Here is a 23,888-nt window from a genome sequence, read left to right on the forward strand (position 1 = left end):
ATAAAAGGATCTAGTCGAAGAAGTGCCTGGCGACCGCTAGATCAAATCCCTGGAAGCTCAACCTCGAATGTTTCGAAGCCCGCTGGCGCGGTCGAGCAGTCCGCACACCGCGACCCCGACGACGAGGAACGCGCCCATCGCCGCCAGCAGCGTGACTTCCGCGTACGACGGTGGCGTCACCCGCGCCGCCAGGGCGGCGGCCAGTCCCCCCGCGAGGACGGCGCCGCCCAGCCGTACGACCAGCCGCGGCCCGTCCGGCGTCGCGCGGACGGCCCGTACGCAGGCCACCCCCGCCGTCAGCGCGCCGACCGCGAGGGCGAGCAGGGGGGTGCCGAACAGCAGGCCGTAGCGGATCGCCAGGGCGGGCACGAAGAACAGCAGCAGCCAGTGGCGCAGGGCGTGCACCACGAAGGACAGCGTGGGCGAGGACGCGCCGGACACCCGCGGGGCCGCCGTCCGCAACCCGAGCAGCGCGACGGCCGCGACCAGCGCCAGCGGCAGCCGGTCGTCCAGACGGCCCAGGCTGTACAGCAGGGCGGTGTCGTACACCACCAGCACCAGCGCGCCCAGCGCTCCCAGCGAGCCGATGAACACGAGCAGGCCCGGCACCGAGGCCGGTGCCCGCGAGGTGGAGGTGTCCCGCGCAGCCAGCCACGCGAGGAACAGCGGGGTGAGGACGGCCGAGAGGACGCGGATCAGGATGTCGTCGACCGTGTACGGGTTCCGCAGGTCCCACTCCACCAGGCAGAACACGGCCGTGTACGACGCCGAGGCGGCGGGCAGCAGGGCCGAGCGCGCGATCCGGCGGTACAGGTCGGCGTCCAGCCACCGCACGACGGTCGCGAACGCCAGCAGCACGAAGGGGAGTTCCAGGAACGCCTGCACCCGCAGCACGCTCGGCGCGAGCAAGCCGGGCAGCGGCCAGTGCTCGGCGAGCGCCCGCACGACGGGCTGCCCCGACGCCAGGTCGAACCACCCGGCGGGCAGGTACCGCGCGAGGAACGCCGGGTCCCCGCCGCGCACGCGCAGCACGTACACGGTGAACAGCACCTGGTTGACGTAGACCAGCGCGGTCACCAGCACCAGCCACCCGGCGGGGGAGACCACGCGGCGGCCCGCGGTGCCGACGGCGGCGGGACGGCGTGCGAGGGCGCGTCCGGTGACCGCGAGAGCCGTGAGGGCCGACGCGACCACCACCGCGTCCACGAGGATCCGTACGCCGCTCATACGCGCGGACACACCTTGGCGTTCGTGTCGTCCTCCGTCGAAGTGCCGGGCCGGCCGCCGGTGCACCACCCTGCCAGAAGCCCCCGACCGCTTCGCCCCCGGGGCGTCCACACCCCCTGGCGGCAGCCCGCGGCCAGGCCGTACCCGCCCCCGTACGCTGCCCAGTGCGCGCGACGCTGACGGCGCCGCGTGCCACACCGGCCTCGCGGGAGCCTCCCGCGCGGCGCGAACAGCGAGGTGAGAGATGCAGTTCACGACCCGCCCCACCCTCCAGGGCACCTTCGGGATGGTGTCGTCCACGCACTGGCTGGCGTCCCAGTCGGCGATGGCCGTGCTGGAGGACGGCGGCAACGCCTACGACGCCGCCGTGGCGGGGGCGTTCGTGCTGCACGTCGTCGAGCCGCACCTGAACGGGCCGGGCGGGGAGGTGCCGATCCTGCTCGCCCCGGCGGGCGGCCCGGTGCGGGTGCTGTGCGGGCAGGGCGTCGCACCGGCGGGCGCGACCGTCGCGCACTACAAGGGGCTCGGCCTGGAGCTGGTGCCCGGCACCGGGCCGCTCGCCGCCGCCGTGCCCGGCGCCTTCGACGCCTGGATGCTGCTGCTGCGCGACCACGGCACGAAGTCCCTCGCCGAGGTGCTGAAGTACGCCGTCGGTTACGCCGAGGACGGGCACGCGCCCGTGGAACGCGTCGGGCAGACCGTCGAGACGGTCCGGGAACTGTTCGAGACCGAGTGGACCTCGTCGGCGGACGTCTACCTGGTGGACGGTGTCGCGCCGCGCCCCGGCACGCTGCTGCGCAACCCGGCCCTCGCCGCCACCTGGAAGCGGCTGCTCGCCGAGACCGCCGGGGCGGGCGGCCGGGAGGCGCGGATCGAGGCGGCGCGGGAGGTGTGGCGCACCGGCTTCATAGCGGAGGCCCTGGTACGGCAGTCCCGGCGGCCCACCCTGGACACCAGCGGTGAGCGCCACACCGGCACCCTCACCGCCGCCGACCTCGCCACCTGGTCCGCGACCTACGAGGCCCCGGCGACGTACGACTGGAACGGCTGGACCGTGTGCAAGGCGGGCCCCTGGAGCCAGGGCCCCGTCTTCCTCCAGCAACTGGCGCTCCTCCCGCCCGAACTGCCCCGGCACGGTTCCGCCGACTACGTCCACCTGCTGGTGGAGGGCTGCAAGCTCGCCATGGCCGACCGGGAGGCGTGGTACGGCGACGCCGCCGACGTACCGCTGGAAGAGCTGCTGTCGGACGGCTACAACGCGGCACGGCGCGCCCTCGTCGGTGACACGGCCTCCCATGAGCTGCGGCCGGGTGGCCCCGGCGGGCGCACCCCGCGGCTGTGTGCGCACGCGCGCGTGGTGGCCAGCGACGAGCCCGGGTTCAGCCCGATGGGGGTCGGTGAGCCGACCGTCGCGAAGAGCCCACGGTCGCCCGTGCCCGGAGAGCCCGAGGTGTCCGGCGACGGCGCCACCCGTGGCGACACCTGTCATATCGACATCGTGGACCGCTGGGGCAACATGGTCGCCGCCACCCCCAGTGGAGGCTGGCTCCAGTCCAACCCGGTCGTGCCCGAACTCGGCTTCCCGCTCGGCACCCGCCTCCAGATGACCTGGCTGGAGGAGGGGCTGCCGAACTCCCTCACCCCGGGCCGCCGTCCCCGCACCACCCTCACCCCGACGATCGCCCTGCGCGACGGCGTGCCCGTGCTGGCCTTCGGCACGCCCGGCGGCGACCAGCAGGACCAGTGGCAACTGCACTTCTTCCTGGACGTCGTCCAGCGCTCCGGCGTCCGCGGCGGCTACGACCTCCAGGGTGCCGTCGACGCCCCGAACTGGCACAACGACAGCTTCCCCGGCTCGTTCTACCCGCGCGGGACGCGCCCCGGCAGCGTCACCGTCGAGGCGCGCGCGGACCCGGCCGTCGTCGCGGAACTGCGGCGCCGCGGCCACCACGTCGTCGTGGGTGACGACTGGTCCGAGGGACGGCTGTGCGTGGTGGCCCGGGACCCCGCCACGGGCGTGCTGTCGGCGGCGGCGAACCCGCGCGGGATGCAGGGGTACGCGGTCGGCCGCTGAGCCGCACCCCTCGCGGCCCGCACGCGCCTGCCGGGGCCGGGCCGCCGCGCCCCGCCCGTTCGCCGGGACTCCCGCCCGACTGGTTCGTCCGGACTCCCGCCCGACTGTTTCGTCCGGACTCCCGCGGACCCGTTCATCCGGATTCCATCCGGAGTGCACCGGCCGGGCGGGGATTGTCAGAGGGGCGTGCTCTCATGGAGGCATGATCGAAGACAACGAAACCATCGACGAGTTTCTCGCCCGGCACTCGGCCGACGTGGAAGAAGCGGTCCGCAAGGCCGCCGCGGCCGAGATCATGCCGCGCTTCCGACAGCTGGCCCAGCACGAGGTCGAGGAGAAGACCGGTCCGCACGACCTGGTGACCGACGCCGACCGCAACGCCGAGCTGTACCTCACCGAGGCGCTGCGCGCCCTGCTGCCCGGCTCCGTGGTCGTGGGCGAGGAGGCGGTGCACGCGAACCCGTCGTCGTACGGGGCGGTCCGCGGCGAGGCGCCGGTCTGGATCGTCGACCCCGTCGACGGGACGCGGCAGTTCGTGCGCGGCGAGGAGGGCTTCTGCACGCTGGTCGCCCTGGCCGTCGGGGGAGTCGTCGTCGGCTCCTGGACGTACGCCCCCGTCCACGACCGGTTCGCCACCGCCGCACGGGGCCGGGGCGCCTTCCTCGACGGGCGGCAGCTGCGCGCAGGATCGCCCGACCCGGGCCGTGACCTGCGGATCGCCACCTCCCACCCGGACTACACCACCGACGAGGAGAAGCGAGCGCTGCTGGCCCTGCGCACGGACGGCGTCTCGCCACGGCCCTGCGGATCCGCCGGTCTCGAGTACCTCGCGGTAGCCCGCGGTGACCTGGACGCCGTCGCCTTCTCCTGGGAGGCCGCCTGGGACCACGCGGCGGGCCTGCTCCTCGTGCAGGAGGCGGGCGGCACCCACCTGACCCGCGCGGGCCAGCCGTTCCGCGTCACCGGCGGCAACGCCCTGCCCTTCACCGCGGCACGCGACACGGCCACGGCACGCCGGGTGGCGGGGTTGCTGGCGGGCGGCTGAGTCAGGGCCGGATGCCCTTCGGTGCGCGGCGCCCCGCGTACTGGGCGGCCCGGTGTGCCGGTCCCGGCGGTACGCCGCACCGCCCGGCGCGGGTGTCAGTGCCCCCGCATATCCTGAGGTTCAGTGGCCATCGGCAGACGAAGGGGTCCGGAGGTGCCGTCGATGCTCGACGCGGTCGTGGTGGGAGCGGGGCCGAACGGACTGACCGCTGCCGTGGAGCTGGCCCGCCGCGGCTTCTCCGTGGCCGTCTTCGAGGCGCGGGACACCGTCGGAGGGGGCGCCCGCACCGAGGAGCTGACCCTCCCCGGCTTCCGGCACGACCCCTGCTCCGCCGCCCACCCCCTCGGCATCAACTCCCCGGCGTTCCGCGCCCTGCCCCTGGACCGGTACGGCCTGGAGTGGCTGCACCCCGAGCTGCCCATGGCACACCCCTTCGCGAACGGCACCGCCGCCGTGCTGGCCCGCTCCGTCGCCGAGACGGCCGCCTCCTTCGGCCCCCGGGACGCGGGCCCGTACCGCAGACTGGTCGAGCCCTTCCTGCCCAAGTGGGACACCCTCGCCCGGGACTTCATGTCCCTGCCGCTTACCGCGCTGCCCCGCGACCCGGTCACCCTGGCCCGCTTCGGCCTCGTCGGGCTGCCCCCGTCGACCTGGCTGACCCGCCGCTTCCGCGACGAACCCGCCAAGACCCTCTTCGCCGGGCTCGTCGCCCACGTCATGGCCCCGCTCTCCGGCTTCGCCACCGGCGCCATCGGCCTGGTCTTCGCCCTCGCCGCGCACGCCCGCGGCTGGCCCGTGGCCCGCGGCGGCTCCCAGTCCCTCTCCGACGCGCTCACCGGGTACCTCAGGGACCTCGGCGGCACCGTCCACACCGACTACGAGGTGAAACGCCTCGACGACCTGCCGCCCGCCCGCGCCTACGTCTTCGACACCTCACCCACCGCCCTCGCCCGGATCGCGGGCCTCGGCAGCACCTATGCCGGATACCGGTACGGCCCCGGCGTCTTCAAGATCGACTACGCGCTGGACGGCCCGGTGCCCTGGACCGCCGAGGACGCGCGCCGCGCCGGGACCGTGCAGATCGGCGCCGACAGCGCGGAGATCGGCACGGCGCTGCGCGCGGCGTCCAGGGAGGGCCGCGCACCCGACCGGCCGTTCCTCATCACCGTGCAGCCCAGTGTCGTCGACCCCTCCCGGGCCCCGGCGGGCCAGCACGTCTTCTGGGCGTACGGCCATGTCCCGCACGGCTGGACCGGCGACCTCACCGACGCCGTCGAACGCCAACTGGAGCGTTTCGCACCGGGGTTCCGCGACCGGGTCCTGGCCCGCGCCACCGCGGGCCCGCCCGAGATCGCCGCCCGCAACGCCAACTACGTCGGCGGCGACATCGCCTCCGGCGCGGTCAGCGGCCTCCAAGCGGTGCTGCGGCCCCGGCTGTCCCTGTTCCCGTACGCCACCCCGCACCCGGCCGTCTTCATCTGCTCGTCGGCCACCCCGCCGGGCCCCGGTGTGCACGGCATGTCCGGGCACAACGCGGCGAAGGCGGTCTGGCGGCGACTGCGGCGGACCTGACCGGCGAGCGGGCACGGACGAAGGGACCTCCCACGACCGCGATCACGCTCGTCCAGGGCGACATCGCCCGGCAGAGCGCCGACGCGATCGTCAACGCGGCCAACTCCTCCCTGCTCGGCGGGGGTGGCGTGGACGGCGCCATCCACCGGCGCGGCGGCCCGGCCATCCTGGCGGACTGCCGACGGCTGCGCGCCTCGCGGTACGGCAAGGGCCTGCCCACCGGCCGCGCCGTCGCCACCACCGCCGGGGAGCTGGACGCCCGCTGGGTGATCCACACCGTCGGCCCCGTGCACACGGCGAACGCCCGTACGCCCTGCGGAAGGCCCGGCTGAAGTCCGCGGGGTGACGGAACCCGCGGCGCGGGGCGGTCTCACCGGTCGTGCGGTGGCGCAGGTCGGCTCGGCCAGAGCGGCGTGACAGCGCTCCAGACGGCGGCGTCGAATGGTGGCGGCGGCTAAGGGCGGCGACGGAAGCGCAGACCGCCGTACTCGAAGAGGGCGGTGGGGCCGCCGTAGACGTGGACGGGGAAGTGCTCACCGGGTGCACGGGTGGCGGACGCTGAGGCCACGGACGTCATGACAGAACCCCTCACGGATAGGGAGCAGATTATCCGTGAAAGACGGTAGTCGCTTCTCACGGAAATGGGCAACCCTATTCGTGAGAAGGGGGTGAGGGTGGGAAGGGGGTAGCCCGGCGTGGCGTCGGGGTGGAGGGTGTGGCGGCCCTACGGTGTGCCGCTGCGGCGGGCGTACGCCCGGGCGGCCCGGACCCGGTCGCCGCAGCGCGTCGAGCACCAGTGGCGGCGGCCGTGGGTGCGCAGCAGGAACCGGTCGCACGGCGCCGCGCCGCAGGCGGCGAGGAGGGTGGCGTCCGGGCTGGTGAGCAGGTCGGCGGCGTCGGCGGCGAGGGCCGCGAGGGCGTGGTCCACGGCCTGGTCGGTCGGGTGCTGTTGCACCCGGCGCGGGCCGTCCGTCTCGTCCCAGGTGAGCAGGGGGGCGGCCGGGACGCGCGTCAGCGCCTCGTTCACCGCGCGCAGCGACTCGGCCGGTGCCATCCGGTCCTCGACCCGGGCCGCGAACAGGGCGCGTACATGGCCGCGCAGGGTGCGGGACCGCGCGGCGCACACCTCGTACATCCGGACGTCCGGGGAGATCAGGTCGCGGGCGAGCAGCCAGCGCCGGGCGGCGTCGGGGGTGGCCAGGGCGTCGTACCGCTGCCCACCGGGCAGGGCCGCGGTACTGTCGGCGAAGTCCAGGGCAGGGTGTCGGTCGGCGCCCGGCGCGGGCGGCGGGGCCGACTGGACGTCGTCGGCGGGCGCGGCGGGCGGGGCCTCCTTCATGCGGTTCATGGTACTGCCAGGCGTTTTCCGTGAGCCCGGACCGGCATCGGGGCCGGAGTCCCGCCGGGGTGCTCACCCCGGCGGGACTCCGGCGGGCGGTCAGGGGGTCAGCGGAAGTTCACGTCGCTGCAGATGAAGTACGTCTGGTCCATGTGCGACGCCTGCCAGATCGTGTAGACGACGTGCCGTCCGCTCAGCCCCGAGGTGCTCACCGGGATCGAGTAGTTCTGGCTCGGCCCGTAACGGCCGGTGCGGGTGACCAGCTGGAGGTCGTTCCAGGTCAGCGGCTGGGTGGTGGGGTCGAAGCCCTGGCGGGTGACGTACACCAGGAAGTAGTCCGCGCCGTGGCTCGCCTGGTCGTGGAGCTGGATGGTGAAGTCGCTGGAGATGTCCGTGGTCTTCCACGCGCCCACGGCGTCCATCGAGTCGTACCGGCCGCTCTCCGTGTGGCCCCCGCTGCACAGCTGGCCGTTGGGGACGACCGCCTGGAAGTTGCCCGCGGAGCCGTTGCGGTACAGGCCGTTCCAGTTCCACATGGCGTTGGGGTCGTCCTGCCACGCCTGCCAGCACATGGGGTCTTGCTGTGCCATCGCCGGGTTCTGGAAGTCGCTGCCCCAGCGCAGCCAGCAGCCGTAGTTGCGGGACGCCGGGTCGATGACCGAGCCGTGGGCCACGGCGGTGCCGCTCCACGGGATCATGCAGAGCAGCAGGGCGACGAGTCCACTGAAGGCGAGGGACAGCCGTGAGCGGCGCGACCTGGTCTTGTCGTGATCATGCCAAGGCATGGTCAGGGTCTCCTTCGTCAGACGTGGGGGTGTAGGGGGAGAGGGTGGGGGGTGGGGGGAGTAGGGGTGCGGGCACGGTGGAGCAGGGGAGAGGCGGGACGCATCCGATTGGGAGCGCTCCCATTTCTTCAATCTGCGCCCCGCGAGACAGCTCCGCAACGTTCGATCGCGCCACTTTCATGCCTCCGTGGCGCAATGGCCACGGGGGCGCGGAGCGGACCTCCGAGTCTGGTTCCCCAGGACCGAACAAAGTCCGACGGGGTAATTGATTCGTTTGTGATCGGAGTTCTAGGGTGGGCCGTCTGTGAGCTGAGCCGCTCTCAGCCCGTGCAGCGCACTGTTCGTCCAAGGAAGGACACGGTCATGCCGCACCCGCACCCCCCGCGCCCCCACGCCACCCCCACCGAGCGTCCCGCCGTCAGTCGCCGCAGGCTCCTCGAAGGAGGGGCCGCCGTCCTCGGCGCCCTGGCCCTGTCCGCCCCGTCGTCCGCCACGGCCCGCCCCCTCGGCCTGCCGCAGGCACCGGGCACCCCCGAGTGGAACGGCGACATCGCCCTCTTCGAGGTCGGCACCGAACCCCCGCACACCACGCTCATGCCGTACGCCGACCTCGACCAGGCCCTCGCCGCCGACCGCACCCGCTCCCCGTACCGGCTGAGCCTCGACGGCACCTGGAAGTTCGCCTACGCCGACCGCCCCGACGACCGCGACCCCGACTTCCACCGCACCGACGTCGACGACGGCGACTGGGACACCCTCCCCGTGCCGTCCGTCTGGCAGCTGCACGGCTACGACTTCCCGGTCTACGTCAACATCACCTACCCCTACTGGGGCCCCAACGGCCTCGGCGAGGAGCCCCGCCCGCCCGCCGCGCCGACCCGCTACAACCCCGTCGGCCAGTACCGCCGTACCTTCACCGTCCCGCGCGACTGGGCGGGACGGCGGACGTTCCTGCACTTCGAGGGCGTCAAGTCGGCGCACTACGTGTGGATCAACGGCCACCTCGTCGGCTACAGCGAGGACTCCTTCACACCCGCCGAGTACGACATCACCGACCATCTCAGCCCCGGCACCAACCAGATCGCCGTCGAGGTCTACCGCTACTCCGACGGCGACTGGCTGGAGGACCAGGACATGATCCGGCTGAGCGGCATCTTCCGCTCGGTCTACCTGTACTCCACGCCGCCGGTACGCCTGCGGGACTTCCGACTGGACACCCCGCTGAGCGCCGACCACACCGCGGCGGAGCTGTCGGTGACGGCCACCGTGCGGTCGTACGCGGGCGACGGGGGCCGGTACACCGTCGACACCATGCTGTACGACGACCAGGGCCACGCCGTCTGGTCACGTCCCCTGCGCCAGCACGTCGACACCGCCCCCACCGGCGAGGACGCCACCGTCCAGGCCGCCAGACCCGTCCCCGGCCCCCGCCTCTGGTCGGCCGAGCACCCCACCCTCTACACCGCCGTCCTGCGTCTGCGCGACCCGGCCGGGAAGGTGGTCGAGACCCTCTCGCACCGCGTCGGCCTGCGGGAGTTCGCCCTGCGGGACGGGCTGATGCGCATCAACGGCCAGCCGGTGTCGCTCCGCGGTACCAACCGGCACGAGATGCACCCCGACCGCGGCACCGCGCTCACCCGCGCCGACATGGTCGAGGACATCAGGATCATCAAGCGGATGAACATGAACTCCGTCCGCACCTCGCACTACCCGGACAACCCGCTGTGGCTGGAACTCGCCGACGAGTACGGGCTGTACCTCGTCGACGAGACCAACCTGGAGACCCACGGCATCCGCGGCGAGTTCCCCGGCGACCACGCCGACTGGACCGCGGCGTGCGTGGCCCGCGCGCGGAACATGGTCCACCGCGACAAGAACCACGCCAGCGTCGTCATCTGGTCCCTCGGCAACGAGGCGGGCGGCGGCAGCACGTTCACCGCCATGCACGACTGGATCCGCTCCTACGACACCACCCGCGTCATCCAGTACGAGGGCGACGACCGGCCCGGCGTCAGCGACATCCGCTCCGAGATGTACGACAGCCCCGCCCGCGTCGAGCAGCGCGCGCGGGACACCGCCGACACCCGGCCGTACGTGATGGTCGAGTACTCCCACGCGATGGGGAACTCCAACGGCAACTTCAAGGAGTACTGGGACGTCGTACGCCGCCACGACGTGCTCCAGGGCGGCTGGATCTGGGACTTCATGGACCAGGCGCTGACCTGGCCCACCCCCGCGCGCACCCGGTTCACCGAGTCCGGGCCGCTCGGGCTGCGCGGGGAGGTCCTCGCCCCGAGCGGCACCTTCGACCGCGACCACGGGCTGTCCGGCGGTACGGTCTTCGCCCGCGACCCCGGCCTCGACCTCACCGGCTCGCTCACCCTGGAAGCCTGGATCACCCCGCGGGTGACCGGCTACCACCAGCCCATCGTCGCCAAGGGCGACACGCAGTACGCCCTCAAGCAGACCAACGACAGCCTTGAGTTCTTCCTCTACGACAGCGGGCAGTGGACCAGCGTGAACTGGTCGCTCCCCGGCGACGGCTGGACCGGTGCCGAGCACCATGTCGCGGGCGTCTTCGACGCGGCGGCGGGCACCCTGGCGCTGTGGGTGGACGGCACGGTGCGCGCCACCCGGACGACCACCAGGCGGCCGTCCGTCAACACGGCGCCGCTCGCCCTCGGCACCGACGCCGACAACCCCAGCCGCGAGTTCAGCGGCACCATCCGGCGGGCCCGCGTCCACGCCCGCGCGCTGACCGCCGCCGAACTGGCGGACGAGGGCCGGGGTCCCGACGACGAGGGCGTGCGGTTCTGGTTCGACGCCGCCACCGTCGACGTCACCGAGCGGCGGCCCCGCGAGCGGACGTTCCTCTCCTACGGCGGCGACTGGGGCGACAACCCCAACGACGGCAACTTCGGCGCGGACGGCATCGTCACCGCCGACCGGCGGCACACCGGCAAGGCGGCGGAGGTCAAGCGCGTCTACCAGGCGGTCCACGCCGCCCTCGCCTCCGGCGGCGGGCCCGGCGCGGTCACCGTCACCCTCACCAACGAGTACCTCTTCACCAACCTCCGCGAGCTCGACGGCGGTTGGACGCTGTCCGCCGACGGCGAGGTGGTGCGGCGCGGCAGGCTCACCCGCGACCAGCTGGACCTGCCGCCGCTGACCAGCAAGGACATCACCCTGCCCGTACGCCCGCCCGCCGACCCCGCGCCCGGCACGGAGTTCCACCTGCGGCTCTCCTTCACCACCAGGGAGCCCACCCCGTGGGCGGACGCCGGTTTCGAGGTGGCCGCCGACCAGCTGCCCCTCGACCTCCCGGGCCCGGCCCTCCGCCCCGCCCCGCTGGCCGACGTGCCGCCGCTCTCCTACGACGACGGCGACACGGCCGTCACCGTCACCGGCCGGGACTTCTCCGTCACCGTCGACAAACGCACGGGCGTCATCACCTCGTACGAGGCCGGGGGCGCCCGCCTGCTCCTCTCCGGGCCCGCCCCGAACTTCTGGCGGGCGCCCACCGACAACGACCGGGGCAACGGCCAGCACACCCGCAACCAGACCTGGCGGGACGCCGGGGCCCGGCGCGAGGTGACGGACGTCCGGGTGCGGGCGCTGGGGGACCGGGCGGTGGAGATCGCGGTCGCCGGGACGCTGCCGACGAGCGTGCCATCGACGTACGGCACGACGTACACCGTCTTCGGCGACGCCGAGATCGAGGTCGACCACACCCTGCACCCGGGTGCCGCCACCCTCCCCTACCTCCCCGAGGTCGGCACCCTGCTCCTCCTCCCGGCCCGGCTCGACCGACTGCACTACTACGGCCGGGGCCCCGAGGAGAACCACTGGGACCGCAACAACGGCACCGACGTGGGCCGGTACTCCGGCACGGTCGCCGAGCAGTGGACCCCCTACATCCGTCCCCAGGAGAACGGCAACAAGACCGACGTCCGCTGGATCGCCCTCACCGGCCGCGACGGCGTCGGCCTGCTCGCGTCCGCCCCGCCCGGCGGGCCCCCGCTGGAGGTCAACGCCTCGCACTTCACCCCGGAGGACCTCTCCCTCGGCGCCCGCCACGACTACCAGCTCACCCCGCGCGAGGAGGTCGTGCTCCGGCTGAACCACCGGCAGATGGGCGTCGGCGGCGACAACAGCTGGGGCGCGCACACCCACGACGCGTACAAGCTGTTCGCCGACCGCGACTACGCCTACACCTACCGGCTCCGCCCGATCACCGACCTCCGCACGGCACGGGACCTCGCCCGACGCCCCACCCGGCTCACGGAGGAGGTGTGACCCGGTAGGCGGTGTGTGCGGCGGGCCGTACGCGGTACTCCGTAGGCGACAGGCCCGGCTCGCGCACGGGAGGCGCCCATGACCCGGCATGTACGTGACCTGATGTCGCCCGGGGCGGCCGCCGTCGAACCCATGACGACGGTGGCGAGCGCCGCCCGGGTGATGCGCGAGCAGGACGTCGGAGAGGTCCTGGTGGCCTACGACCGCGACCTCTTCGGCGTCCTCACGGACCGTGACATCACGTTGCGCGCCGTGGCCGAGGGCCGCGACCCGACGGTCACCACGGTCGGTTCCGTCTGCACCCGCCCGCCCGTGGTGACCCTCGCCCCCGACGACACCACGGACCGGGCGATCGCGCTGATGCGCCGGTACGCCGTCCGCAGGCTCCCGGTCGTCGAGCACGGCGGCTGCCCGGTCGGCATGGTCAGCCTGGGCGACCTGGCCACCACCGAGGACCCGCACTCCGCCCTGGCGGACATCAGCCGCGCCGCCCCGAACCACTGAACGACCGAGGCGAGACCCGTATGTCCCCCCGCCCGCCGCGGCCCCCGGTGCCCCGCTCCCGCTCCGGAGCGTTCGGCCGCCGCCACCCGCGCACCGGCACCGAACCGGCCACCGCGCAGAGCGACCTGCGGCTGCGCCTGCTGCTCACGGCCCTCTTCCTGCCGCTCTTCGTCGTGGCGACGGTCGGCTTCGCCTTCTGGGCGGCCCGCTCGGGCCCCGGCGACTCACCCGACAGCGGGGTGCTGACCGGCCTGGCCGTCGGCTGCGGTGTGCTCGCGCTGATCGCGGCCGTGGACGGGGTGGTCGTCCTCCGCCGGATGAGTCGGGAGCGCGGATCGCCGGGCCGATAGCGCCGTTTGCGCTGTGCGTGCCGTCGCGGTGTGGCGGGGAACGCGCCGGAGCGAAAGAATCCCTGGTGCGCCGTGGGGAACACGACGGAACGCACGCTCCGGCCGTACCGAAAGGGACCGCAACGCATGGATGAGCAGGACGAGCAGGACGAGCACTTCGACGTCGTGGTCCTCGGGGCGGGCCCCGGCGGCTATGTCGCCGCCATCCGCGCCGCCCAGCTGGGCAAACGGGTCGCGGTGGTGGAGGAGAAGTACTGGGGCGGCGTCTGTCTGAACGTCGGCTGCATCCCCACCAAGGCCCTGCTGCGCAACGCCGAACTCGCGCACCTCGTCACCCGCGAGGCGAAGACCTTCGGCATCCGCTCCGACAGCCCGATCACCTTCGACTACGGCGAGGCGTTCCGGCGCAGCCGCAAGGTCGCGGACGGCCGGGTCAAGGGCGTCCACTACCTGATGAAGAAGAACAAGATCACGGAGTTCGACGGCCGCGGCACCTTCCTCGGCCCGCGCGCCCTCCAGGTGGCCGGTTACGACGGCTCCACCCGCACCATCGGCTTCGACCACTGCGTCATCGCCACCGGCGCCACGCCGAAACTGCTGCCCGGCACCAAGCGCAGCGCCCGCGTCGTGACGTACGAGGAGCAGATCCTCGCCGAGGACCTGCCGCGGTCGATCGTCATCGCGGGCGCCGGGGCGATCGGCGTCGAGTTCGCGTACGTGCTGCACAACTACGGCGTGAAGGTGACCATCGTCGAGTTCCTGGACCGGATGGCGCCGCTGGAGGACGCCGAGGTCTCGACGGAGCTGGCGAAGCAGTACCGCCGCCTCGGCATCGACGTCCTCACCTCGACCCGCGTCGACGCGATCGACGAGTCCGGCCCCCAGGTGCGGGTCACGGTCACCGCGAAGGACGGCTCGCAGCAGGTACTGGAGGCCGACAAGGTGCTCCAGGCGATCGGCTTCGCGCCGAACGTCACCGGCTACGGCCTGGAGAACACCGGCGTACGGGTCACCGAACGCGGCGCGATCGACGTGGACGGCCGCTGCCGTACCTCCGTGCCGCACATCTACGCCATCGGCGACGTCACCGCGAAGCTGATGCTCGCGCACGCGGCCGAGGCGATGGGTGTCGTCGCGGCGGAGACGATCGCGGACGCCGAGACGATGGAGCTGGACTACGCGATGATCCCGCGTGCCACCTTCTGCCAGCCGCAGATCGCCAGCTTCGGCTACACCGAGGCCCAGGCGCGCGAGCGGGGCCACGACGTCCAGGTGGCCAAGTTCCCGTTCACCGCCAACGGCAAGGCGCACGGCCTCGGTGACGCCACCGGCTTCGTCAAGCTGATCAGCGACGGCCGGTACGGCGAGCTGCTGGGCGGCCATCTGATCGGCCCGGACGTCACCGAACTGCTGCCGGAGCTGACCCTGGCCCAGCAGTGGGACCTCACCGTGCACGAGGTCGCCCGCAACGTGCACGCCCATCCGACGCTGAGCGAGGCGGTGAAGGAAGCGGTGCACGGGCTCGCGGGCCACATGATCAACTTCTAGGGGGTGTTGCGGAGGTCCCGCCGTCCGCCCGCGGGGCGGGCCGAGCGGCGTCATGGGGGTCCCCCCGCCCGAGCGGAGCCGAGAGCTTGGGGGAGCGTGCTCCCGGCGTGCCGGGCGGAAGCCCTCGTACGGGTGGCGCGGGGGCTTCCGCCCGGCAGCGGCGAGAGGGCGGGCGTGCCGGGCGTCGGGCGGCAGGCGGGACTCTCGCCCCACGCCCTGGCGGCCCACGACGGACTACGGACGCTCCTCCGCCGTGTCGCTGATGCCCAGGCGGAGGTGCTCCACGTGGTAGACGGCCTGGTCGAGGAGTCCGGCGACGTGGTCGTCGTGCAGCGCGTAGACGACGGACCGGCCGCGCCGCTCGCCGACCACCAGGCCGAGGTTGCGCAGCAGACGCAGTTGGTGGGAGCAGGCCGACTGCTCCATGCCGACCTCCGCCGCCAACTCGGTGGCGGGCAGCGGGCCTTCCCGCAGCCGGGCGAGGATCAGCAGCCGGGACGGGGTGGACAGGGCCTGGAGGGTGGTCGCCACCTTGGCGACGTTGCCCTCGTCCAGGCGTAGGCGCCCGGCGGTGTCCTGCGCTGCGGTGGCGGCTCCGTGACCCATGACCGGTATCGTACCGGTCACATATGAACGCATGAATGACTCTTCATGTGTTCCTGTATGGTGGCTGCCGTGTCAGCGACCCTCACCCCTCGCCCGGCCCCCGCCCGCACCGTGCCGGAGGCCCCCCGCCGCCGTACCCGGATCCTCGCCCTGCCCGAGGCCCGCTGGGCGCTCGCGGCGCTGGTGGCCTTCCTGCTCGGACTCGCCCTCGACCTCGGCGGCGCACCCGTGTGGGCCTCCGGGCTCCTGTACGCGGTCGCCTACGGGACCGGTGGCTGGGAGCCCGCCCTCGAGGGGCTGCGCGCGCTGCGCGAGAAGACCCTCGACGTCGACCTGCTGATGATCGTCGCCGCGCTGGGCGCCGCCGCGATCGGGCAGGTCCTGGACGGCGCCCTGCTGATCGTCATCTTCGCCACCTCCGGCGCCCTGGAGGCCCTCGCCACCGCCCGCACCGCCGACTCCGTGCGCGGCCTGCTCGACCTCGCCCCCACCACCGCCACCCGCGTCACACCCGACGGCGCCGAGGAGACGGTCCCCACCGCCGACCTCGCCACCGGCGACACCCTGCTGATCCGCCCCGGCGAGCGGATCGGCGCCGACGGCACCGTCCTCGACGGCACCAGCGAGGCCGACGAGGCGACCATCACCGGCGAACCCCTCCCCGTCGTGAAGCGCCCCGGCGACGAGGTCTTCGCCGGGACCCTCAACGGCACCGGGGCGCTGCGCGTCCGCGTCGACCGCGACCCCGCCGACTCCGTCATCGCCCGCATCGTCACCCTGGTCGCGGAGGCGTCCCGCACCAAGGCCCCGACCCAGCTGTTCATCGAGAAGGTCGAACAGCGCTACGCCGTCGGCATCGTCCTCGCCACCCTCGCGGTCTTCGGCGTCCCGCTCGCCTTCGGCGCGGACCTCACCGCGGCCCTGCCGCGCGCCATGACCTTCATGATCGTCGCCTCGCCGTGCGCGGTCGTCCTCGCCACCATGCCGCCGCTCCTCTCGGCCATCGCCAACGCCGGACGGCACGGCGTCCTGGTCAAGTCGGCCGTCGCCATGGAACGCCTCGGCGAGATCGACACCGTCGCCCTCGACAAGACCGGCACCCTCACCGAGGGCGTCCCCGAGGTGACCGACGTACGCCCGCTGCCCGGCTCCGGTCTGGACGCGGACGGCCTGCTCACGCTCGCCGCCGCGGCCGAGCATCCCAGCGAGCACCCGCTGGCCCGCGCCGTCGTGACCGCCGCCGGCACCCGCGGCCTCCCCCTGCCCACCGCCCAGGACTTCGCCGCCACCCCCGGCCAGGGCGTCACCGCCACCGTCGCCGGACACCGGGTGACCGTGGGCCGCTCCCCCCACCCCGCGCCCGACGCCGCCACCGTCGTCGAGGTCACCCGCGACGGCACCCCCGTCGGCACCCTCGCCCTCACCGACCGCCTCCGCCCCGACGCCCCCGCGACCACCGCCGCCCTGACCGCCCTCACCGGCGCCGCCCCCACCCTCCTCACCGGCGACAACGCCCGCACCGCCACCCTGGTCGCCGGGGCCACCGGCATCACCGACGTCCGCGCGGGCCTCCTCCCCGAGGACAAGGTGAACGCCGTACGGGACCTGGAACGCTCCGGCCGGAAGGTCCTGTTCGTCGGGGACGGCGTCAACGACGCCCCCGCCCTGGCCGCCGCGCACTCCGGTCTCGCCATGGGCCGCGCGGGCAGCGACCTCGCGCTGGAGACCGCGGACGCCGTCGTCGTCCGCGACGACCTCACCGCCGTCCCCGCAGTGGTCCGCCTCTCCCGCACCGCCCGCCGCCTGGTCGTACAGAACCTGGTCATCGCGGGCACCTTCATCACCGTCCTCGTCGTCTGGGACCTCGCTGGACACCTGCCCCTCCCGCTCGGCGTCGCGGGCCACGAGGGCTCGACGGTCCTGGTGGGCCTGAACGGGCTGCGGCTGCTGCGGGAGTCGGCGTGGCGACCGGCGGCGGCGCAGCCCACGGGAGGCTGATGTCGGATTCCCGCCAGCCCGGCGCGGACGCGTCCCCGATGCTGGACACATGCACCAGGGGATGCACACCGACACCGAGCGCTGCGTGCGCGCCGTCCAGTCCAAGGACGCCCGCTTCGACGGCTGGTTCTACACGGCCGTCCTGACGACCGGCATCTACTGCCGGCCCAGCTGCCCGGTGGTCGCGCCGAAGCCGCGGAACATGGTGTTCCACCCGAGCGCCGCGGCCTGCCAGCAGGCCGGGTTCCGGGCCTGCAAGCGCTGCCGCCCGGACACCAGCCCCGGCTCGCCCGAGTGGAACCACCGGGCCGACGTCGTGGCCCGCGCGATGCGGCTGATCGCCGACGGCACCGTGGACCGCGAGGGCGTTCCCGGTCTCGCCGCCCGCCTCGGCTACAGCGCCCGGCAGATCGAGCGCCAGCTCCTGGCCGAGCTGGGCGCGGGCCCGCTCGCCCTGGCCCGCGCCCAGCGCGCCCAGACCGCGCGGCTGCTCATCGAGACGACGGCACTGCCGATGGCGGAGATCGCCTTCGCGGCCGGATTCGCGTCGATCCGCGCCTTCAACGACACCGTGCGGGAGGTCTACGCCCTGACGCCGACCGCCCTGCGCGCCCGCGCCCCGCGCGACGCCCCCGTGACCGGCACGGGCGGCACCCTGGCCCTGCGGCTCCCCTTCCGCGCCCCCCTCAACCCGGACAACCTCTTCGGGCACCTGGCGGCGACCGCCGTCCCCGGCGTGGAGGAGTGGCGGGACGGCGCCTACCGCCGCACCCTGCGCCTCCCCTATGGCCACGGCATCGCGGCGCTCACCCCGTACCCGGACCACATCGCCTGCCGCCTCACCCTCACCGACCTGCGGGACCTGCCGGTCGCCGGCAGCCGCTGCCGCAGGATGCTGGACCTGGACGCCGACCCGACCGCCACCGACGACCAGTTGCGCACCGACCCGCTGCTCGCCCCGCTGGTCGACAAGGCGCCCGGGCGCCGGGTCCCGCGCACCGTCGACGAGGCCGAGTTCGCGGTCCGGGCGGTGCTGGGCCAACAGGTCTCCACGGCCGCCGCCCGCACCCACGCGGCCCGCCTGGTCACCGCGCACGGCGAACCCGTCGCCGACCCGGAGGGCGGGCTGACCCACCTCTTCCCGTCGACGGAGGCGTTGGCGGCGGTGGACCCGGAGGGCCTGGCCATGCCGAAGTCCCGCCGCGCCACCCTGACGACCCTGATCGCCCACCTCGCCTCCGGCACCCTCCGCCTGGGCGTCGAGAGCGACTGGCCCGAGACCCGCGCCCGGCTCCTCGCCCTCCCCGGCTTCGGCCCCTGGACCGCCGACGTCATCGCCATGCGCGCCCTCGGCGACCCGGACGCCTTCCTCCCCACCGACCTCGGCGTCCGCCGCGCCGCCCGGGACCTGGGCCTGCCCGCCACCCCGGTGGCCCTGACGGCACGGGCGTCGTCGTGGCGGCCCTGGCGGGCGTACGCGGTCCAGTACCTGTGGGCGACGGACAGCCACCCGATCAACTTCCTCCCCGCATAGGACGCTCCATGGACACGAAGCAGCACACGGTCATCGACAGCCCGTACGGCCCCCTGACCCTGGTCGCCGACGACGGGGCCCTCTGCGGTCTCTACATGACCGACCAGCGCCACCGCCCCGCCGAGGAGACCTTCGGCCCTCGCTCCACCACCCCCTTCGCGGAGGCGGAGGAGCAGCTGGAGGCGTACTTCGCGGGCGCCCTGAAGGAGTTCACCCTGGAACTCCGCCTGCACGGCACCCCGTTCCAGCGCACCGTCTGGGCCGCGCTCCAGAGGATCCCCTACGGCGAGACCCGCACCTACGGCGAGGTGGCCGCCGACCTCGGCAACCCCCACGCCTCCCGCGCCGTGGGCCTCGCCAACGGCCGCAACCCCGTCGGGATCGTCGTCCCCTGCCACCGGGTCGTCGGCGCGAGCGGCGACCTCACCGGGTACGGCGGCGGCCTGGAGCGGAAGCGCCGCCTGCTGGACTTCGAACGGGGCACGGCACTGTTCTGACCCGCCGCTCAGGTGCCCGGCGCCTCGTCCGGACCGAGTGCGTCGAGGATGAGGGTGAGGCCGAAGGTGAACTCGTCGGCGTAGTCGTAACCGGGCTTGAGGGCGTGCTCGGTGGCGAGTTCGGTGAGGTGGGGGTAGGTGTCGGGGGGCACCGCGCGGAACATGGCGTCGGCGACCTCGCGCAGCTCCGCCTCACCGGTGAAGGGCAGGCTCAGCTCCTGCAGGACGAAGCCGTACAGATAGCTGTCGATCAGTGAGACGGCGTGCGCGGCCATCGGGACGGAGAAGCCCGAGCCGCGCAGGCTGCCGAGGACCGCGTCGTGGTGGCGCAGGGTCGCCGGGCCGGGCTGGGCACGGGAGTCCATCAGTCCGACGGCCCACGGGTGGCGGCGCAGGGCCGCCCGTGCCGACTCGGCGCGGTGGCGCATGGCGCTCTTCCAGTCCCCGTCGCGCGGCGGCAGGTCGATCTCGGCGAACACCGCGTCCACCATGCCGTCGAGGATGTCCTCCCGGCCCGCCACATGGTGGTAGAGGGACATCGCCTCCACCCCCAGCCGCTGGGCGACGGCCCGCATGGTGAGCGCGGCGGCCGAGCCCTTCTCGTCCGCCACCTCCACCGCCGTACGGATCACCCGTTCCCGGCTCAGTGGGGGACGCGCGGTCGTACGCCGCCGTCCCTTGCCCTGCTCGGGCATCCGCGCCCTCCCTCTCCGCCGCCTTGACCGCCTTACGGCATAAGGCTAGCGTGCCTTACAACATAAGGTTGACAGGGTGGAGGGGGACACGGTGCGGAAGATCTGCGTCATCGGGGCGTCGGGGAAGCTCGGGCAGTACATGGTCCGGCACGCGCTGGACCGGGGCTACGAGGTGGTCGGGGTGTGCCGGGAGCGCAGCGTGCCGAAGCTGGCCGGGTTCGAGGGGCGGATCACCGTCGTCCCCGGGGACACCGACGACCCCGAGGTGGTCCGGCGGGCCGTCGCGGGGTGCGACGGGGTGCTGACGGTGCTGGTCCCGTGGGGGGTACGGCAGTACGCGTCGGGCACGGCGCAGGCGGTGCTCGACCACGCGCCGCCGGGCGCCCGGCTGGTGTTCTCCTGCGGCTGGCACATCACCCGGGACGGCGAGGACCGGTACGCGTGGTGGTTCACCACGGCCGTCCGGATCGCCGCCGTGCTGGGCCGGCTGGCGCGCGCCGTCGAGATCGACGACCAGGTGGAGGCGTGCCGGAGGGTGTTCGCCAGCGACACCCGGTGGACCGTGGTGCGCGGCAGCAGCCTGGAGGAGGGCGGGAGCCAGGGCCTGCCCGTGTGGAGCCGCCACGTGGGCGACCCGGTGCTGGCCAGCAACCGCACCCGCCGTGTCGACTTCGCGCTGTTCATGGTGGCGGCGCTCACCGACGACACCCTCGTCCGGGAGGCCCCGGCGATCGTCGGCCGCCTCACCCCCAGCGCGCTCGCGCACACGTCCGCTCGCCACGAAAGCGTGGATCCGCCCAAGTCGGCGGGGTAGTTCGGCCGCGCTGGTTACCCTTCCAGGGTGACGACCCTGGATTACGCCACGTACATCGCCAGTCTGCCGCGCGTCCTCGCCGGTGCCGCCGCGCTGTTCCGCGACACCGAGGGCCGGGTACTGCTCGTCGACCCCAACTACCGCGAGGGCTGGGCGCTGCCGGGCGGCGTCGTCGAGTCCGACGACGGTGAGACCCCACGGCAGGGCGCGCGCCGTGAGACGGCCGAGGAGATCGGCCTGGACGTCGAACTGGGGCGCCTGCTCGCGGTGGACTGGGTGCCGGGCCCCGGACGGCCGCCCGTGGTGGCCTACGTCTACGACGGCGGGGTGCTCGGCGCGGACGACCTCGCGTCCATCCGCCTCCAGGAGGAGGAACTGCTCTCCTGGCGCCTCGTTCCCCGCGCCGACCTGCCCGCCCACCTGCCGGGCGCGCTGGGCCGCCGCGTCGTGGCGGCCCTGGACGCCGTGGACTCCGGCGCGGGCACGGTGGAACTGGAGGACGGCTACCGCGTCGGCTGACGCTCAGCCCTCCACGTCCCGTGGCTTCAGCTCCACCGCGCGCAGCTCCTCGTCGCGCTGCGCGACTCGCGCCTCGGTGCGGTGGCCGCGCTCGATGTAGTCGCGCACGACCAACTCGACGGCGTCCTGCGGGTTGCCGACGCCGGAGAGCACCATGACTTCCACGACGAGATGGGCATCGAGGGAGACGGAGACCTTTGCCATGGGCGGACCCTAGCACCGAGATCCACATGGGTGTGATGATCCGTTCGCGACGTCTTTGTGCCCCGTCCTACCCTCGGCGACATGAAGAAGCCCATGGTCGCCATCCTCAGCGGTGCCGGTATCTCCACCGACTCCGGGATCCCCGACTACCGCGGGCCCAACGGGCTGTGGCGGCAGGACCCCGAGGCCGAGAAGCTCGTGACGTACGAGCCCTACATGGGAGACCCGGAGATCCGGCGCCGGTCCTGGCGGCTGCGGCGTCAGCAAGGCGCCCTGGCGGCCGAGCCCAACGCCGCGCACCGGGCGGTGGCCGAGCTGGAGCGGGCCGGGGTACCGGTGCGGGTGATCACGCAGAACGTGGACGGGCTGCACCAGCTCGCCGGGATGCCCGCCCGCAAGGTCCTCGAACTGCACGGCAGCGCACGGGGCGTGGTCTGCACCCGGTGCCACGCCCGGAGCACCATGGTGGACGCCCTCGCGCGGGTGGACGCGGGGGAGGACGACCCGGCGTGCCTGGAGTGCGGCGGCATCCTCAAGCCCGCGACGGTGATGTTCGGCGAGCGCCTCGACCCGGTCGTCCTCGGCGACGCCGTCGCCATCTCCCAGGCGTGCCAGGTCTTCGTCGCCGTGGGCACCAGCCTCCAGGTGCAGCCCGCCGCCGGGCTCGCCGGGGTCGCCGCCGACCACGGCGCCCGGCTGGTCATCGTCAACGCCGAGCCGACGCCGTACGACGACCTCGCCGACGAGGTGATCAGGGAACCGATCGGGACGGCGCTGCCCGCGCTGCTGCGACAGCTCACGACGGAGGGTGCCGGGGCCGTGTCCGACTGACCGTTCCACGGGCTGGGCAGGGGCATGACGGCGGGGGCGCGCTCCGGTTAGGGTCGCTGCGGCGCGACTGCCTTGACGTGCTTGACGTGCGCGGGGCCCGGAGAGCAAGGGGAATGCCAGGTGGCGGACGCAGTGGACGGGGCACGCAGGGTGCTCATCGCCGCGGACAAGTTCAAGGGCTCGCTGACCGCCGTGGAGGTCGCGCGGCGCGTCGCGGCCGGGTTGCGCCGGGTCGCGCCGGAGACCGAGGTCACCGCGCTGCCGGTGGCCGACGGCGGCGACGGGACCGTGGCCGCCGCGGTCGCCGCCGGGTTCGAGCGGCGGGAGGTACGGGTCGCCGGGCCGCTCGGCGGCGAGGTCGACGCGGCGTTCGCGCTGCGGGACGGCACCGCCGTCGTCGAGATGGCCGAGGCCAGCGGTCTGCAGCGGCTCCCCACCGGGGTCTTCGCGCCGCTGACCGCGTCCACCTACGGCTCCGGTGAGCTGCTGCGCGCCGCGTTGGACGCCGGTGCCCGGACCATCGTCTTCGGCGTCGGCGGGAGCGCGACGACCGACGGGGGCGCGGGGATGCTGTCCGCGCTCGGGGCGCGCTTCCTGGACGGCGCGGGGGAGCCCGTGCCGCCGGGAGGCGGGGGGCTGGCCGAGCTGGTCTCCGCCGACCTGTCCGGGCTCGACCCCCGGCTGGCCGGGGTGGAGCTGGTGCTCGCCAGCGACGTCGACAACCCGCTGACCGGGCCGAAGGGCGCGCCCGCCGTGTACGGGCCGCAGAAGGGGGCCTCGCCCGACGACGTCGCCGCGCTGGACGCGGCGCTCGCGCACTTCGCCGCCGTGCTGGAGGCGAGCGGCGGGCTCGGGGCGCGGGCCGCCGAGTACGCCCTCGCGCCGGGGGCCGGGGCCGCGGGCGGGATCGGGTACGGGGCGCTGCTGGTCGGGGCGCGGTTCCGGCCGGGGATCGAGGTGATGCTCGCCGTTCTCGGGTTCGCCTCCGCGCTGGAGCGGGCGGAGCTGGTGATCACCGGGGAGGGGTCGCTTGACGAGCAGACCCTGCACGGGAAGGCTCCCGCCGGGGTCGCGGCGGCGGCGCGGGCGGCGGGCAAGGAGGTCGTCGCGGTGTGTGGGCGGCTGGCGCTGGCGCCGGAGGCGCTTGGGCGGGCGGGGATCCGGCGGGCTTATCCGTTGACCGACGTCGAGCCGGATGTGGCGCGGTGCATCGCGGACGCGGGGCCGATTCTGGAGCGGGTGGCTGAGGGGATCGCGCGGGACTTCCTGGGCTGAGGCCCTGGAGTTTTCGCCCCCGCCGCCCCTACCCGTTCCCGTCCCCGGGGGCTGCGCCCCCGGACCCCTCATCGGCCCCGAAAGGGCCTCGTCCTCAAACGCCGGACGGGCGGAAAGCAGCCGGACGGGCATGAGCGACGGCAGCGGGCCCCGAACCCAACCGTGGGTTCGGGGC

The 23,888-nt window shown here is 73.9% G+C and carries 21 protein-coding genes and 1 pseudogene; 15 read left to right on the plus strand and 7 right to left on the minus strand.

Annotated elements, in window-relative coordinates; all coding sequences use genetic code 11:
• Nucleotides 1-57 precede the first annotated feature (57 nt).
• Nucleotides 58-1,227: a hypothetical protein gene (locus tag ABZ659_RS29900; protein ID WP_360225915.1), complete on the minus strand. Its 1,170-nt coding sequence runs from the start codon at nucleotides 1,225-1,227 to the stop codon at nucleotides 58-60.
• A gap of 244 nt (nucleotides 1,228-1,471) precedes the next feature.
• Between ABZ659_RS29900 and ABZ659_RS29905 the strand changes: the two genes are divergently transcribed.
• The 4 genes and pseudogenes from ABZ659_RS29905 to ABZ659_RS29920 all read left to right on the plus strand — a co-directional run.
• Entirely contained in the window at nucleotides 1,472-3,301 is a 1,830-nt protein-coding gene (locus ABZ659_RS29905) for a gamma-glutamyltransferase (RefSeq protein ID WP_360225918.1), read from the plus strand.
• A 202-nt stretch (nucleotides 3,302-3,503) separates the two neighbouring features.
• The gene (locus ABZ659_RS29910) at nucleotides 3,504-4,346 is read left to right on the plus strand and encodes an inositol monophosphatase family protein (protein ID WP_360225921.1); all 843 of its coding nucleotides are present in this window, start codon (nucleotides 3,504-3,506) and stop codon (nucleotides 4,344-4,346) included.
• Between the two features lie 162 nt (nucleotides 4,347-4,508).
• Entirely contained in the window at nucleotides 4,509-5,918 is a 1,410-nt protein-coding gene (locus ABZ659_RS29915; protein ID WP_360225924.1) for an NAD(P)/FAD-dependent oxidoreductase, read from the plus strand.
• A 41-nt stretch (nucleotides 5,919-5,959) separates the two neighbouring features.
• Nucleotides 5,960-6,217: pseudogene (locus ABZ659_RS29920) on the plus strand (macro domain-containing protein); the annotation flags it as partial.
• Between the two features lie 155 nt (nucleotides 6,218-6,372).
• On the opposite strand, the gene ABZ659_RS29925 reads toward ABZ659_RS29920, so the two are convergent.
• The 3 genes from ABZ659_RS29925 to ABZ659_RS29935 all read right to left on the minus strand — a co-directional run bounded on the left by ABZ659_RS29925 (nucleotide 6,373) and on the right by ABZ659_RS29935 (nucleotide 8,042).
• Nucleotides 6,373-6,495 carry a hypothetical protein gene (locus tag ABZ659_RS29925; RefSeq protein WP_360225927.1) on the minus strand — a complete coding sequence of 41 codons (123 nt, stop codon included), beginning with the start codon at nucleotides 6,493-6,495 and terminating at the stop codon, nucleotides 6,373-6,375.
• Nucleotides 6,496-6,642: 147 nt separating this feature from the next.
• Nucleotides 6,643-7,257, minus strand: coding sequence for an ABATE domain-containing protein (locus tag ABZ659_RS29930; protein ID WP_360225928.1), 615 nt, complete (start codon nucleotides 7,255-7,257; stop codon nucleotides 6,643-6,645).
• Nucleotides 7,258-7,364: 107 nt separating this feature from the next.
• The gene (locus tag ABZ659_RS29935; protein ID WP_360225930.1) at nucleotides 7,365-8,042 is read right to left on the minus strand and encodes a lytic polysaccharide monooxygenase; all 678 of its coding nucleotides are present in this window, start codon (nucleotides 8,040-8,042) and stop codon (nucleotides 7,365-7,367) included.
• A 363-nt stretch (nucleotides 8,043-8,405) separates the two neighbouring features.
• Here ABZ659_RS29935 and ABZ659_RS29940 point away from each other — a divergent pair, with 363 nt between their 5' ends.
• From ABZ659_RS29940 to lpdA, 4 genes are all read left to right on the plus strand, one after another.
• A complete protein-coding gene (locus ABZ659_RS29940) occupies nucleotides 8,406-12,338 on the plus strand; it encodes a glycoside hydrolase family 2 TIM barrel-domain containing protein (protein ID WP_360225933.1) in 3,933 nt (1,310 codons plus the stop codon).
• Between the two features lie 78 nt (nucleotides 12,339-12,416).
• Complete coding sequence (locus ABZ659_RS29945; RefSeq protein WP_360225936.1) at nucleotides 12,417-12,842, plus strand: CBS domain-containing protein; 426 nt, start codon at nucleotides 12,417-12,419, stop codon at nucleotides 12,840-12,842.
• 20 nt (nucleotides 12,843-12,862) lie between these two features.
• A complete protein-coding gene (locus ABZ659_RS29950) occupies nucleotides 12,863-13,192 on the plus strand; it encodes a DUF6343 family protein (protein WP_360225939.1) in 330 nt (109 codons plus the stop codon).
• Nucleotides 13,193-13,318: 126 nt separating this feature from the next.
• A complete protein-coding gene (lpdA, locus tag ABZ659_RS29955) occupies nucleotides 13,319-14,740 on the plus strand; it encodes a dihydrolipoyl dehydrogenase (RefSeq protein ID WP_360225942.1) in 1,422 nt (473 codons plus the stop codon).
• Between the two features lie 234 nt (nucleotides 14,741-14,974).
• On the opposite strand, the gene ABZ659_RS29960 is transcribed toward lpdA, so the two are convergent.
• Nucleotides 14,975-15,346 (minus strand): metalloregulator ArsR/SmtB family transcription factor, encoded by a 372-nt coding sequence (locus ABZ659_RS29960; protein ID WP_360225945.1) that lies wholly within the window; start codon nucleotides 15,344-15,346, stop codon nucleotides 14,975-14,977.
• Between the two features lie 57 nt (nucleotides 15,347-15,403).
• Between ABZ659_RS29960 and ABZ659_RS29965 the strand changes: the two genes are divergently transcribed.
• From ABZ659_RS29965 to ABZ659_RS29975, 3 genes are all read left to right on the plus strand, one after another.
• A complete protein-coding gene (locus ABZ659_RS29965) occupies nucleotides 15,404-17,344 on the plus strand; it encodes a heavy metal translocating P-type ATPase (protein ID WP_360225948.1) in 1,941 nt (646 codons plus the stop codon).
• A 61-nt stretch (nucleotides 17,345-17,405) separates the two neighbouring features.
• Nucleotides 17,406-18,878, plus strand: a complete 1,473-nt coding sequence (locus tag ABZ659_RS29970) for an AlkA N-terminal domain-containing protein (RefSeq protein ID WP_360225975.1) — start codon at nucleotides 17,406-17,408, stop codon at nucleotides 18,876-18,878.
• A gap of 8 nt (nucleotides 18,879-18,886) precedes the next feature.
• Complete coding sequence (locus ABZ659_RS29975) at nucleotides 18,887-19,375, plus strand: methylated-DNA--[protein]-cysteine S-methyltransferase (protein WP_360225951.1); 489 nt, start codon at nucleotides 18,887-18,889, stop codon at nucleotides 19,373-19,375.
• An 8-nt stretch (nucleotides 19,376-19,383) separates the two neighbouring features.
• Here ABZ659_RS29975 and ABZ659_RS29980 read toward each other — a convergent pair whose 3' ends face one another.
• Nucleotides 19,384-20,070: a TetR/AcrR family transcriptional regulator gene (locus tag ABZ659_RS29980; protein ID WP_360225954.1), complete on the minus strand. Its 687-nt coding sequence runs from the start codon at nucleotides 20,068-20,070 to the stop codon at nucleotides 19,384-19,386.
• A 76-nt stretch (nucleotides 20,071-20,146) separates the two neighbouring features.
• Here ABZ659_RS29980 and ABZ659_RS29985 point away from each other — a divergent pair, with 76 nt between their 5' ends.
• Entirely contained in the window at nucleotides 20,147-20,884 is a 738-nt protein-coding gene (locus ABZ659_RS29985) for an NAD(P)H-binding protein (protein WP_360225957.1), read from the plus strand.
• 27 nt (nucleotides 20,885-20,911) lie between these two features.
• Nucleotides 20,912-21,403 carry an NUDIX hydrolase gene (locus tag ABZ659_RS29990; protein WP_360225960.1) on the plus strand — a complete coding sequence of 164 codons (492 nt, stop codon included), beginning with the start codon at nucleotides 20,912-20,914 and terminating at the stop codon, nucleotides 21,401-21,403.
• Nucleotides 21,404-21,406: 3 nt separating this feature from the next.
• Here ABZ659_RS29990 and ABZ659_RS29995 read toward each other — a convergent pair whose 3' ends face one another.
• The gene (locus ABZ659_RS29995; RefSeq protein WP_360225963.1) at nucleotides 21,407-21,607 is read right to left on the minus strand and encodes a DUF2191 domain-containing protein; all 201 of its coding nucleotides are present in this window, start codon (nucleotides 21,605-21,607) and stop codon (nucleotides 21,407-21,409) included.
• An 81-nt stretch (nucleotides 21,608-21,688) separates the two neighbouring features.
• Between ABZ659_RS29995 and ABZ659_RS30000 the strand changes: the two genes are divergently transcribed.
• Both ABZ659_RS30000 and ABZ659_RS30005 read left to right on the plus strand, forming a co-directional pair.
• Nucleotides 21,689-22,438: a Sir2 family NAD-dependent protein deacetylase gene (locus ABZ659_RS30000; protein ID WP_360225966.1), complete on the plus strand. Its 750-nt coding sequence runs from the start codon at nucleotides 21,689-21,691 to the stop codon at nucleotides 22,436-22,438.
• 132 nt (nucleotides 22,439-22,570) lie between these two features.
• On the plus strand, nucleotides 22,571-23,713 hold the full coding sequence (locus ABZ659_RS30005; RefSeq protein ID WP_360225978.1) for a glycerate kinase: 1,143 nt from the start codon (nucleotides 22,571-22,573) through the stop codon (nucleotides 23,711-23,713).
• Nucleotides 23,714-23,888: the final 175 nt, after the last annotated feature.

The sequence above is a fragment of the Streptomyces sp. NPDC006997 genome (assembly GCF_040635175.1).
Classification (GTDB): Bacteria; Actinomycetota; Actinomycetes; order Streptomycetales; family Streptomycetaceae; genus Streptomyces.

Bases quoted from the DNA above. Each gene is read 5' to 3' on its own strand.
- ABZ659_RS29900 (WP_360225915.1), bottom strand. From the start codon at position 1,227: ATGAGCGGCGTACGGATCCTCGTGGACGCGGTGGTGGTCGCGTCGGCC.
- ABZ659_RS29905 (WP_360225918.1), top strand. From the start codon at position 1,472: ATGCAGTTCACGACCCGCCCCACCCTCCAGGGCACCTTCGGGATGGTG.
- ABZ659_RS29910 (WP_360225921.1), top strand. From the start codon at position 3,504: ATGATCGAAGACAACGAAACCATCGACGAGTTTCTCGCCCGGCACTCG.
- ABZ659_RS29915 (WP_360225924.1), top strand. From the start codon at position 4,509: ATGCTCGACGCGGTCGTGGTGGGAGCGGGGCCGAACGGACTGACCGCT.
- ABZ659_RS29925 (WP_360225927.1), bottom strand. From the start codon at position 6,495: ATGACGTCCGTGGCCTCAGCGTCCGCCACCCGTGCACCCGGTGAGCAC.
- ABZ659_RS29930 (WP_360225928.1), bottom strand. From the start codon at position 7,257: ATGAAGGAGGCCCCGCCCGCCGCGCCCGCCGACGACGTCCAGTCGGCC.
- ABZ659_RS29935 (WP_360225930.1), bottom strand. From the start codon at position 8,042: ATGCCTTGGCATGATCACGACAAGACCAGGTCGCGCCGCTCACGGCTG.
- ABZ659_RS29940 (WP_360225933.1), top strand. From the start codon at position 8,406: ATGCCGCACCCGCACCCCCCGCGCCCCCACGCCACCCCCACCGAGCGT.
- ABZ659_RS29945 (WP_360225936.1), top strand. From the start codon at position 12,417: ATGACCCGGCATGTACGTGACCTGATGTCGCCCGGGGCGGCCGCCGTC.
- ABZ659_RS29950 (WP_360225939.1), top strand. From the start codon at position 12,863: ATGTCCCCCCGCCCGCCGCGGCCCCCGGTGCCCCGCTCCCGCTCCGGA.
- lpdA (WP_360225942.1), top strand. From the start codon at position 13,319: ATGGATGAGCAGGACGAGCAGGACGAGCACTTCGACGTCGTGGTCCTC.
- ABZ659_RS29960 (WP_360225945.1), bottom strand. From the start codon at position 15,346: ATGGGTCACGGAGCCGCCACCGCAGCGCAGGACACCGCCGGGCGCCTA.
- ABZ659_RS29965 (WP_360225948.1), top strand. From the start codon at position 15,404: ATGGTGGCTGCCGTGTCAGCGACCCTCACCCCTCGCCCGGCCCCCGCC.
- ABZ659_RS29970 (WP_360225975.1), top strand. From the start codon at position 17,406: ATGCACACCGACACCGAGCGCTGCGTGCGCGCCGTCCAGTCCAAGGAC.
- ABZ659_RS29975 (WP_360225951.1), top strand. From the start codon at position 18,887: ATGGACACGAAGCAGCACACGGTCATCGACAGCCCGTACGGCCCCCTG.
- ABZ659_RS29980 (WP_360225954.1), bottom strand. From the start codon at position 20,070: ATGCCCGAGCAGGGCAAGGGACGGCGGCGTACGACCGCGCGTCCCCCA.
- ABZ659_RS29995 (WP_360225963.1), bottom strand. From the start codon at position 21,607: ATGGCAAAGGTCTCCGTCTCCCTCGATGCCCATCTCGTCGTGGAAGTC.
- ABZ659_RS30000 (WP_360225966.1), top strand. From the start codon at position 21,689: ATGAAGAAGCCCATGGTCGCCATCCTCAGCGGTGCCGGTATCTCCACC.